Below are 11,211 nucleotides of genomic sequence, written 5' to 3'. Positions count from 1 at the left end.
GCCGACCGTGACGATCCATACCATCGCCGGGGATGATGCCATCAACGCTGTGGAACATCAGCAGGCGCTGAGCATCAGTGGCACCGCCAGCGGGGTGAAGGGTGGAGAAACGCTGACCCTGACGCTCAACGGTAAGCGTCACACCACGCAAGTCGGTGCCGACGGCCACTGGACATTGACCGTTGGCGAGGGGGATATCAAGTCGCTGAGGGATGGTGGTTACGCCCTCAAGGCCGAGGTCACGGATGATGCGGGCAATACCGGGTATGGCCAGCGGGGGGTGACGGTGGATACCTCCAGGCCGACCGTGACGATCGATGCCGTCACCGGGGATGATGTCATCGATGCCGTCGAACACCAGCAGGATCTAATCCTGAGCGGCACCACCACTGGGTTGAGGGAGGGAGAGACCCTTACTCTTGACCTGGGCGGTAAGATCCATATCACCAGGGTCAGTAGCAATGGTACCTGGAGACTGGGGGTTCCAGCAGCGGACGTGAAAGATCTGGAGGTCGGTCATCAGACGGTTTCTGTCCTGGTTGAAGATGATGCCGGAAATCAGGCGAATGGCAGTAGACGCTTTGAAGTGCAACTAGCTGAATCGGAAGATTTTGAAAGTGATCCCCTGAGAGACCAGGTACATGCTGGTGAATCACATATTTTTGATTCAGGCATGAAAATCATTGGTATTCAGGACGGCAGGGCTTTTGGTGGCTCAGAAGCGTGGGCATTCGGCTTCAATGAAAATTATGGGAATGTTGTCGTTATCGCTGAGGGAGCAGTGGGTGAAATAGATTTTGGGTATAGAGTGGATTACTTTTCTTTTAATTATCACTCTGTGGATAATGACTCCTATGTGGAGGTTTATGATTCAAATGATTTGATGATTGATCAGGTGAAGCTGAAAGCTGTTGATCCAGGAGGCGGGATCCCGGTCGTTTATAAGTTTGAATATACAGCAGACGATGGAAAGGTTGTGGACCATATTCGTATCAATGGTCAAAATGAACGAATGGGTGTTGTGCTGGATAACTTTGAATGGAACCGCTATGAAACTGTCGCGACTGTTCAGCAGCGCCTACTGATGAGTGAAGATGCCGAGAGCGAGTCAAAACCCATTGATACAGCCGTCATGGAAAGTAATACCGTGTCTAGCCGGGAGGCCGACAATCACCTGACAAGTACTGCCAACGACGATCACTTCACTATCAGCAATGGTGGCGGTGATCTACTGACTTGGCATCTACTGAATGCCGCCGATGCTACCGGTGGTAATGGTGTGGACCGGATCAGTGGCTTCACGGTTGGTTACGGCGCGGACGCGGATTACATTGATCTGCATGAATTGCTGGCTGACTCGGGGATTCATGGTTCAGGCAATGGTGGGCCTGACCTGGATGAGCTCGCCAGGTATCTCAGGGTCATGGTGAAGGGCAACGACACCGAGATCGCCATTGATCGAGATAGTGAGGGAAGTACTCACAAGATGACCACACTGGTGACACTCACCGATGTGCAGACGGATCTGGCGACCTTGCTGGCCAACCAGCAGTTGATCGTCTAGGGCCTGCCTGAAAAGTGTCTGCGCTCGGTCATGCGGCGTTGAAGTCGTTCTCAAATGCTCATTTACGACCAGTAAACTGCGCTTTTTCGTCCGATTTCGCCTTGCCTGACCGTCGCTCGTCGATTTTCAAGACAAGGCCTGGGCGGCCCTGGCGAGGGGGCGTGGTACCCCCCGCCAGGCAGCTATCAGGCGGTGTTCAGCCGGGATTCACTGACCAATACTCAGTAGCGGGTCGCTGACACCCAGTACATGGAAGGCGAACAGGCCGATCAGGCCTGTGGCAATCACGTAGTACAGCGTCGGCAACAGGGTCTTGCGGATGGTAATCCCCTCGCGGCCCAGCAGCCCCACGGTAGCCGAGGCGGCCACCACATTGTGGATGGCGATCATGTTGCCGGCGGCGGCACCAACAGCCTGCAGAGCGATCATCAGTGCAGTGGAAACACCGAGTTGCTGGGCAACATTGAACTGGAAGTCCGACAGCATCAGGTTGGAAACGGTGTTGGATCCGGCGATGAAGGCACCAAGTGCACCCACTGTCGGAGCGAACAGTGGATAGATTTCACCAACACTATTGGCGACGAGGGTCGCCATGGCGACTGGCATCGACGGCAGGTCGGCAGCATTGACGCCGGAGTTGATCAGGATGCGCACCATGGGAATGGTGAAGATCAACACGAAACCGGCGCCCAGCAGGGTGCGAGTTGACTCTCCGAAGGCATTTCTGAGTTCCGAGACCTTCATGCGATGCAGCACGGCGGTGATCAACACCACCATCAGCAGGATGCCGCCGGGCAGGTACAACGGCTCGACGCTACCGGACACACCGCTTTCACCCAGGATGTCGGTAACACCGAGGCTGAACGAGGTCAGTGCGGCCTTGAAGGGTTCGACAGTGCGCGACAGCACCAGCAGCACGGCCAGCAGTACATAGGGTAGCCAGCCCATGAAGGTGGAGATGCGTGTTTCACCAACGACTTCCTCGGCCTTGATACTCAGCTTGCCGATCCAGTGGTCGGGCCATTGCTGGCTGTCCGGAAAGTCCCAGTTCTCGGTGGGCATCAGAAAACCACGTCGAGCCGCGGGCACCACGATGGCGAGGCCTACCATGGCGCCGATCATCGATGGAAACTCTGGTCCGAGGAAAACCCCCGCCAGGGCATAGGGCACTACGAAGGCGACACCGGCAAAGATGGCAAAGGGCGCAATGGCCAGCCCTTCCTTCCATGAACGATTGGCGCCGAAGAAACGCACCATGATCATGACCATGATCAGTGGCATGAGGACCCCTACCACAGCGTGCACCAGTGCCACTTCAGCGGCGATCAGGTGGAAGTAATCCAGCCAACTGGAGCCACCTGTCTCCAGAGTACTGGTGATGCCGACACGGTCGACGCCACCGGCAACCCCGACCACGATGGGCGTACCCACAGCACCGAAGGAGACCGGTGTGGACTGGATCATCATGCCTACGGTGACGGCGGCCAGAGCCGGGAATCCCAATGCCACCATCAAGGGAGCAGCGACGGCCGCCGGAGTTCCGAAGCCCGAAGCACCTTCAATGAAACAGCCGAATAGCCAGGCAACAATGATTGCCTGCACGCGGCGGTCGGGACTGACACCGGAAAAGCCATTACGGATGGCGGTAATGCCACCCGAGTGCTTTAGCGTATTGAGCAGCAGGATGGCGCCGAAGATGATCCACAGGATCGCCACGGTGAGGATCAGGCCCTGTAGTGTCGAGGCGATGACCCGGGTCACGGTCATGTCCCAGGCCAGCAGGGCAATGGCGGCGGTCACCACAAGGACGATAGGCATGGCCACTCGGGCGGCCATGCGCAGGCCGATCAGCAGAATACCTGCCAGTACCAGCGGCACGAATGCCAGGAGCGCAAGGGTCGTATCAGTCATCAGTCGGTGTTCTCTTGTCGTTTGTGGTCAGCGATCTCATGAGTTTCCGCCCACCGGATCACGGTGTAGCGTTCGCTGCACGATAAACGCGAGATTCTTCCAGTTCCATACTTGGTGAATTGGTCTTACCAATGCTTGCTAAGCATTGAGTTCCGTTTTATTCTTGTATTGTTTAATAAAAACATAGAGTTGTGATACGTCATTGATGAGGGAAAGACATCATGATGCGGCAGACCGTTAGACTAATGGACAAAATTGGTGGGATATGAAGTGCCTGGCCTCGGGATATTATTAGCCCGGCATGCTTTTATGTTGGGTGAGTTGCGGCACATGGACGTGCCGCCGTCGGCCATCAGACCGACGCGAGACGCACCACACCAGCAGATCCGCGCATCTGCGCCAGTGTGGTGCGGGCGACAATCACATCGATCAGGATGAGCTATTTGATTGCCATGTTAATAAGGCCCTGTGATAACAAGCCAGGACTTCCCGGCATTGGTCTCAACGCTTGATGCTGGCACCATGCATCTATCGACCCTGAGCGAGGCAAGTCCAATGTCACGAGTGTTGTACGATCTGTGTGGCAGCGATAGTGAGCTGCGCTTTTCTCCCTACTGCTGGCGGGTGAAGCTGGCACTGGCCCACAAGGGGCTGGATGTGGAAACCCGGGCATGGCATTTCACCGACAAGCAGGCACTGGCGTTTGCCAACTACGACAAGGTGCCGGTATTGGTGGATGGGGATCGGACTGTCGTCGACAGCTACGAGATCATGCGTTATCTGGATCAGGCCTACCCGGAGACGCCTTCCTTGCTGGGTGATGCTACCGCCGAAGCGCGTGTCCGTTACATCAAGTTCCATGCGGAACGGGTCATGGCTCCGGGCATCATGCGCACGATCATCATGGATCTGGTCAACGCCATTCATCCAAAGGATCGTGACTACTTCCGCGAAACCCGTGAGAAGCGCTTCGGGTGTCGTCTGGAAGAGTTTCATTCGCCGGCCAGGGGCCTGGCGCAGTTGGATGCGGCGTTGGAGCCATTGCGGGGGTTGCTTGATCAGACCGAGTTCATCGATGGCGATGTGCCTGGTGCCGGTGACTATCTGGTATTCGGCAATTTCATGTGGGCGCGTAGCGTCTCCACTGCGGATCTCATATCCAATGCCGACCCGGTACATGCATGGCGGGAGCGCATGCTGGACCTGCATGATGGATTGGGACGCCAGGCGCTGCGTATCTCAGATATTGAAGGAAGTTATTGACCCGGCAAGCTCTTGTGCTGAGTTGAGCGCGGCACAGGTAAGTGCCGACGGCAATCATCAAATCGATCAGGAAGAGCCATTTGATTGCCATGTCAATCGTGAGTTGCCACGTTGATATCGAACCGGCAGGCAAGGGCCTGCAATCGGACGCTTCATCGACAACGGCCAGCCGAGAGAGGCTGGCCGTTGTCGTATTCAGCATTCAGCTGGCGCGATCCTCGAGCCGGAAGCGTGCGATGCGGTTGATCTGGGCAACGGCCTCACGACGCTCCTGGTCTACGTTATTGTTCAGGCGCTCCTCGAAGGCGGCGAGGATGGTGTGTCGGTTGCCGCCCTTGACCGCCATGATGAAGGGAAAGCCGAAGCGTTCCTTGTAGGCATTGTTGAGCCGGGTGAAGCGCTCGAGCTCTTCCTGGGTGCATTGATCCAGGCCCGCACCAGCCTGCTCGCGAGTCGAGTCATTGGTCAGCTCGCCTGCTGCCGCTGCCTTACCGGCCAGATCCGGGTGGGCCAGAATGACTTGCATCTGGCGCTGTTCATCGGCATCGATCAGCACCTGTCCCATATGCTCCGCCAGCGTGACTGGATTGTCATGCTGTTCGTCCAGGCCCCGCTGCCAGGCCTCCTCGGCGACCCAGGCAGAGTGCTCGAAGACATCGCCATAGGTAGCGACGAACGTTGCCTTGTCCATGTGGCTCGGGCGTTTCTCGAGAATCGGCGCGGCCATGAAGCCTCCTGCTGTTGTAGAAAGAAGAGTATAGATAAAGAAGCATCGTCGACGAGAACGGTGAAAGCGAGTTGCAGAGAGTTCTATGGACAGCTCTCTACGGACCGTGCTCCATAACCGTGTGTATGGCCCGTCGTTGATGGGTCGCTCAGTAATGGTGGCGTCATCTGGATAAAATGTATACAAAAAATTGGTTGAAATGTACCCTTCTTTAGATCAATCATGTTCACCATAGGCTCGATTCGTCGAGTGACAATAATTTCGCATGGCAGGAGGAGCACCATGGGACGCTTGACCACACACGTATTGGACACCTCTCGCGGCTGCCCGGGAAAGGGCATCCGTATCGATATCTTCCGCATCAATGGCGATGAACGTATTCGCCTTGGTGAGGCTGTGACCAACGACGATGGCCGTTGTGACGCCCCCCTGCTGGAAGGCGATACCTTTACCCGTGGCGAATACGAACTGGTGTTTCATGCCGGCGACTATCTACGTGCCCAGGGCGTCGAGGCCAGCGAGCCACGTTTCCTCGACCGCATTCCGCTGCGCTTCGGGGTTGCCGATGACAGTGAGCATTACCATGTCCCGCTACTGGTATCGCCCTACAGCTATTCCACCTACCGCGGTAGCTGACCGGCCCCTTGAATTTGTGACCGACAGCACCCTTGACCGGCTGCATCTGTGACCGGCTGAACCCGTGACCGACGTGGCTGAATGGTCTTGACCATCGCTGCGTTTCCCAACAACAACTCCTGGCAGAGAACAAGTCATGTCTTCCTACTTGCTTGACGTCTCCAACTTTCTGCTGCGTTGGCTGCATGTCATCGCGGCCATCGCCTGGATTGGTGAATCCATCTACTTCGTCATGCTCGACAACGGACTGAAGACCCCCAAGGCCGAGGAAGATCGGCGCAAGGGTGTTTTCGGCGAGATGTGGGCGGTGCACGGCGGTGGCTTCTACCACAACCAGAAGTATGCGACAGCACCGGAAAAGCTACCCGATGACCTGCACTGGTCATTCTGGAAGTCCTATGTCACCTGGCTGTCGGGTTTTGGCCTGTTCGTCATCCTCTACATGGCCAACCCCAGTTTCTACCTGGTCAACCCGGGTAGCCCCTGGCAGTGGGCCGCCAACCTGAGTGGTTTGGAAGCCAACCTGGTGGCGTTGGCGTTTCTTGCCGGGGGCTGGGTCGTCTATAACGAACTGTGCAAGCGCATCAGTCCCAACATGGATCGCGATGGCCTGCTGAGTATCGCCGTGGCGGTGATGATGGTGGTCGTTGCCTGGTTGAGCGTACACATCTTCTCCGGCCGTGCGGCGTTCCTGCTCACCGGTGCCGTCATGGCAACGGCCATGTCGGCCAACGTCTTCTTCTGGATCATTCCCGGCCAGCGTCGCATGGTGAAGGCGATGCAGGCGGGCGAGACTCCCAACCCGTTGGATGGCAAGCGTGGCAAGCAGCGCTCGGTGCACAACACCTACTTCACGCTGCCGGTGGTGCTGCTGATGATCAGCAACCATTACTCCTTCGCCTACACCAATGACTGGGCCTGGGTGATCATGGCGCTGCTGATTTTCGCTGGAGCACTGATTCGTCAGTACTTCGTGCTGATGCACTCCGGTCACCACAAGCCGGCCTATCCTGCCGCGGGTGTAGTGCTGATCCTGCTGGCCTTTGGTCTGGGCGCGCCGAGTCTGAGTAGTGACAGCACATCAGGCGCAGCCAGCGCGGCCGTGACCAGCGAATCCTCAGCCTCGAGCGGCACTGGGAAGGCAGTCGCTGACAGCGGAGAAGACTCGGACGCAACGCCACTGGCCAGCGTACATGCCGTAGTGGTTGAGCGCTGTGCCTCCTGCCACGCGGCTCAACCGACGCATGCGGGCTTCAGTGCTCCACCCGCTGGTGTTGCACTGGAGACAGAAGCTCAGACCGAGCAACAGAAGGCGGTCATCCAGCAGGTTGTTGCCAGTGGCTATATGCCGTTGGGTAACCTGACCCAGATGACCGATGATGAGCGCAAGCTGATCGCGAATTGGGGCAGCGAATAACCTTCTCTGCCGCCTGCAGCAAGGTTCTGCAGTAAAGTGTTGTGACTCCTTTGGCCTGCCCCGACTTCGGTGGCAGGCCTTTTTGCCTGGTGTGGTGTCTCACAGGTTGTCATGATTTTCGCGCGTCTGATGACTCTGAAATACGATGAACTTGCGAAACACCACACTAGATGTCGTATACAATAGGCGTTGATACTTGTGGCACGCCACACTGGGCTCGTGGGATAACTGCAGCAATCGCACAATGATCGCGACGCCAGGCCAGGCACGCGAGATTCCTGGTATATGGGACTTATGGTTTATGGGACCCAGGGTATACGAGGCTCGAGCCCGTTGATGGTGGTCCGGCTTCAAGGCCGGAGTGGTCACCGCACAGGCCATGACTGATCAATAGCGCACTGACAGGAGAGCGTCGATGAATCAACGGGTGAAGGCTTCCCCTCAGGCTACCGGTGCATCATCCCCCAGAATGGGGAAGAACGGTGATGGTGCCGAGCGCCATGAGGCCATCCATCGCTCCATCAGTGACGCCATCATCGAACATCGTCTCAAGCCCGGCGCACGGCTTCGCGAAGATGCTCTTTCCGAGGTGTTCGGCGTCAGCCGCACCGGGATTCGCAAGATCCTGCAGCGCCTTGCGCTTGAACAGCTGGTCACGCTGACACCTCGTCGCGGGGCAAGCGTGACTCGGCCCACAGCCGAGGAAGCCAAGGATGTCTTTGATGCGCGTCAGATGGTCGAGTGTGGGCTGATACCGGAGATTGCCCGGCGTATCACGGCGGCAGACATCGAGGAATTGCGGCGCATGGCCCAACGCGAGCGCGATGCCTTGCGTGTTGGTGAGCAGAGCCAGGCGATTCGGCTTTCTGCAGGCTTTCATACCTACCTGGCCAGTATTTCGGGTAATCGTACTCTGGCGGAGTTCGTTGACCGCCTGTGTTCGCGGTCATCGCTGATTCTTGCGGTGTACGGCAACACCGGCCATCTGGGCTGCGAATCCCACGATCACCAGGATCTGATCAACTTCCTCGCCGAAGGCAAGGGCGAGCGCGCTGCGGCCTTCATGAGCCGGCACCTGAAAGCGATCGAAGCCTCGCTGTCCATTGTCGAAGAGGACAGCGAGGCTCCGGATCTGTTCGAGATCTTCTCGCGCTGATCAACTGGGCGGCGTGTATCCCTTCAGAATGGCGCGCCGCCCGGCTGATCGTTCCCGAGCTTGTTTTCGAACAACTTACTCCCGAACTATTTACGTCCGAGCGACGTATTTCCTGACTACGGGCCAGGGTCAGGCAGGCGACTTCAGCGCCCGCGTCTGGCCACGCATCAGAGCCAGATAGAACACGCCACCCAGCGCGGCTCCGATCATCCAGCCGAAGCCAGACAGACTGGACATCGCGGGCACGATCACCGTCGACAGCGAGAATATTGCAGCGAGGGCGAAGGCCGCCAGTCCCCGCAGGTTCCAGCCGTTGGTATAGGTGTAGGCATCGCCTTCCCGAGCCGAGTACAACGCCTGAACATCCAGTTTGCCTCCCTTGATGAGATAGTAGTCGGCAACAATGATGCCGTAGAAGGGCGCGACAATGGCCCCCACCGCATTGACGAAGCCGGGAACGCCGATCTGGCTGATGACCGAGACCCACAGCCCACCGACGACCAGCGCCACGCAGGCGGTGATCAGACCGCCGATGCGGAAGCTGATATGGCGCGGGAACAGGTTGGCCAGATCGTAGGCCGGAGGAATGAAGTTGGCGACGAGGTTGATGCCCACCGTGGCCGCAAAGAATGTCAGGGCCGAGAGCAGCGTCAACGGCAGGGAATCCACTCGCTCGACGATATCGGTGGGATTGGTCAGCGCCTCGCCGAACAGCACCATGGTACCGGCGGTGATGATCAGGGCGATGAACGAGAAGAAGGCCACGTTCAGGGGCAGCCCCAGCAGGTTACCGAGCTTCATCTGCCGTTCAGTGGTGACGAAACGAGTGAAATCGCCGAAGTTGATTACCACCGCGGCGAAGTAGGCAACCATGGTGCCGACGATGGCGGCGAAGGCCTGGATGCCACCGATGCCGTTACCCTGGCCGGAGAAGATATCGCCCACCGCGGGCAGCAACTGGTCACCGGCCTGCCACCAGACGACGATCATCAGAAGCACCATCACCACATAAACCAGCGGTCCGGCCCAGTTGAGGAAGTGCTTGATGCGCTCGATACCGGACCAGAAGATGGCGATCTGGAACACCCACACCACCAGGAAGGACAGCCAGGCAACGGGGGACAGCCCCAGCATGCCTGCGCCACCATCAGTACCGATGAGCGACGTGATCATCAGGGTCACCGCGGTGGATGCGAAGTAGGTCTGCACGCCATACCAGAAGATCCCGACAATAGCGCGCAGTAGTGCCGGCAGATTGGAGCCGCGTACGCCCATGCTGGCGCGGATCATGACCGGAAAGGGGATCCCGTAACGGACACTGGGTGAGCCGGTCAGATTGACGAGAAACATCACGATTACCCCGGCGAGAATGATCGCTGCCATCACCGCCCAGCCACTCAGGTTATAGGTCAGGAACAGTGACGCGGCCAGGGTGTAGCCGAACAGACTCTGGATGTCGTTGGACCATACATTGAATATCTCGAAAGCCCCCCAGTTGCGTTTGTCATGGGGCAGCGGGGCGAGATCCTTGTTGTATAGAGAGGGATCGACACGCGAGGTGTCGAGGTGGAGATCCTGCTCATTCATGAGAGAGGCCCTTGCGCTGTGGTTGTTGTGGATGGCCTGCCCGCTCGGGAGGGCCTTGAGTCGGGGTGCTGCCGTCACTCTCAGTGTAGGTTGGCCCACCGCGGTCTCCGCGGTGGGCCGTAGAGCGACTACTTGTCCTGAATGGCCGCGACGGCTGCACGGGCCGCAGCATTCACGGCGACCACCAGCGGGACCTCGAAGCGGGGTTGCAGGCGAAGGGCGGAGGCCGACAGCGGGCCACCGCCCATGATCACGGCCTGGGCGCCATCCTCCTCGATGGAGGTCTGCACCGCCTCTGCCAGGGCGGCATCGAGGGCTTCAGGGGATTGCACCAGCTGGGTGGGGTCGCCCGGGGTGACCCTGACGCCACGGTAGAGGTGCTCATAGCCGAGGGACGCAGCCTTCTGGCGGAACGACTCGATCAGTGCCTCGTCCGGGGTGACGGTGACGATGCCGAATTCGCGGTCGCCTCGTGCGGCCTCGTGGAAGACCTCCTCGCCGATGCCGAACACCGGAATATCAACTTCCTCGCGCAGCTCCTCGAGCCCGGGGTCGCTGAAGGCAGACACGATAATGGCGGCCACGCGTTCGTCACCGGCGGCTTCGACACCGATGGCGACGACACCCGGGGCGGCGCCGATCATATCCTGAGGCGTGGTCAGCAGGGCTGGAGCATCGGTGTTGCTGCGCTCGATAACGGTTGCCACGCCCTCGGTCTCGAGCCGGGCCAGCTCGGCCATCGAGCGGGTGGCCTCGGCATTCGAGTTGGGATTGATCAGTACGATGGCGCGGTCGGGTGTGGTGTCATTCGCGGCACCTGCCGTCGATGCGAAGGCGGCGCAGAGGCAGACGCTCAGCAGGCCGTAGGTGGCCAACTTGCGGCCCGAAATGAGAAAGGGAAGCTTGTGCATGATGGAAGAGCTCCGTTCATTGTCGTTGTTCTCGAGAAA

Annotated in this window: 9 protein-coding genes; 5 read left to right on the top strand and 4 right to left on the bottom strand. The window is 58.5% G+C overall.

Annotated elements, in window-relative coordinates; genetic code table 11:
• Positions 1–1,564 (top strand): Ig-like domain-containing protein (locus BUE38_RS19475; RefSeq protein ID WP_143166403.1); only part of this gene is annotated, 1,564 nt, incomplete at its 5' end.
• A 207-nt stretch (positions 1,565–1,771) separates the two neighbouring features.
• On the opposite strand, the gene BUE38_RS19470 is transcribed toward BUE38_RS19475, so the two are convergent.
• The gene (locus tag BUE38_RS19470) at positions 1,772–3,475 is read right to left on the bottom strand and encodes an L-lactate permease (RefSeq protein WP_073436899.1); all 1,704 of its coding nucleotides are present in this window, start codon (positions 3,473–3,475) and stop codon (positions 1,772–1,774) included.
• A gap of 555 nt (positions 3,476–4,030) precedes the next feature.
• On the opposite strand from BUE38_RS19470, the gene BUE38_RS19465 reads away from it, so the two are divergent.
• The gene (locus BUE38_RS19465) at positions 4,031–4,738 is read left to right on the top strand and encodes a glutathione S-transferase N-terminal domain-containing protein (RefSeq protein ID WP_073436915.1); all 708 of its coding nucleotides are present in this window, start codon (positions 4,031–4,033) and stop codon (positions 4,736–4,738) included.
• A 202-nt stretch (positions 4,739–4,940) separates the two neighbouring features.
• On the opposite strand, the gene uraD is transcribed toward BUE38_RS19465, so the two are convergent.
• On the bottom strand, positions 4,941–5,465 hold the full coding sequence (gene uraD, locus BUE38_RS19460; RefSeq protein WP_073436898.1) for a 2-oxo-4-hydroxy-4-carboxy-5-ureidoimidazoline decarboxylase: 525 nt from the start codon (positions 5,463–5,465) through the stop codon (positions 4,941–4,943).
• 282 nt (positions 5,466–5,747) lie between these two features.
• On the opposite strand from uraD, the gene uraH reads away from it, so the two are divergent.
• From uraH to BUE38_RS19440, 3 genes are all read left to right on the top strand, one after another.
• Positions 5,748–6,101: a hydroxyisourate hydrolase gene (gene uraH, locus BUE38_RS19455; protein ID WP_073436897.1), complete on the top strand. Its 354-nt coding sequence runs from the start codon at positions 5,748–5,750 to the stop codon at positions 6,099–6,101.
• 136 nt (positions 6,102–6,237) lie between these two features.
• Entirely contained in the window at positions 6,238–7,518 is a 1,281-nt protein-coding gene (locus BUE38_RS19450) for a urate hydroxylase PuuD (protein WP_073436896.1), read from the top strand.
• A gap of 469 nt (positions 7,519–7,987) precedes the next feature.
• Entirely contained in the window at positions 7,988–8,674 is a 687-nt protein-coding gene (locus BUE38_RS19440) for a GntR family transcriptional regulator (protein ID WP_073436914.1), read from the top strand.
• A gap of 129 nt (positions 8,675–8,803) precedes the next feature.
• Here BUE38_RS19440 and BUE38_RS19435 read toward each other — a convergent pair whose 3' ends face one another.
• Positions 8,804–10,261 (bottom strand): NCS1 family nucleobase:cation symporter-1, encoded by a 1,458-nt coding sequence (locus BUE38_RS19435; RefSeq protein ID WP_073436894.1) that lies wholly within the window; start codon positions 10,259–10,261, stop codon positions 8,804–8,806.
• Positions 10,262–10,389: 128 nt separating this feature from the next.
• Positions 10,390–11,172 carry an aspartate/glutamate racemase family protein gene (locus BUE38_RS19430; protein WP_143166402.1) on the bottom strand — a complete coding sequence of 261 codons (783 nt, stop codon included), beginning with the start codon at positions 11,170–11,172 and terminating at the stop codon, positions 10,390–10,392.
• Between the last annotated feature and the right edge of the window lie 39 nt (positions 11,173–11,211).

The organism is Halomonas cupida (genome assembly GCF_900142755.1).
Lineage (GTDB): Bacteria > Pseudomonadota > Gammaproteobacteria > Pseudomonadales > Halomonadaceae > Halomonas > Halomonas cupida.
The sequence above is the reverse complement of the archived record's forward strand: the minus strand, read 5'-3'. Positions and strand labels throughout refer to the sequence as shown.

Bases quoted from the DNA above. Each gene is read 5' to 3' on its own strand.
- BUE38_RS19450 (WP_073436896.1), top strand. From the start codon at position 6,238: ATGTCTTCCTACTTGCTTGACGTCTCCAACTTTCTGCTGCGTTGGCTG.
- BUE38_RS19440 (WP_073436914.1), top strand. From the start codon at position 7,988: ATGGGGAAGAACGGTGATGGTGCCGAGCGCCATGAGGCCATCCATCGC.
- BUE38_RS19430 (WP_143166402.1), bottom strand. From the start codon at position 11,172: ATGCACAAGCTTCCCTTTCTCATTTCGGGCCGCAAGTTGGCCACCTAC.
- uraD (WP_073436898.1), bottom strand. From the start codon at position 5,465: ATGGCCGCGCCGATTCTCGAGAAACGCCCGAGCCACATGGACAAGGCA.
- BUE38_RS19470 (WP_073436899.1), bottom strand. From the start codon at position 3,475: ATGACTGATACGACCCTTGCGCTCCTGGCATTCGTGCCGCTGGTACTG.
- uraH (WP_073436897.1), top strand. From the start codon at position 5,748: ATGGGACGCTTGACCACACACGTATTGGACACCTCTCGCGGCTGCCCG.
- BUE38_RS19465 (WP_073436915.1), top strand. From the start codon at position 4,031: ATGTCACGAGTGTTGTACGATCTGTGTGGCAGCGATAGTGAGCTGCGC.
- BUE38_RS19435 (WP_073436894.1), bottom strand. From the start codon at position 10,261: ATGAATGAGCAGGATCTCCACCTCGACACCTCGCGTGTCGATCCCTCT.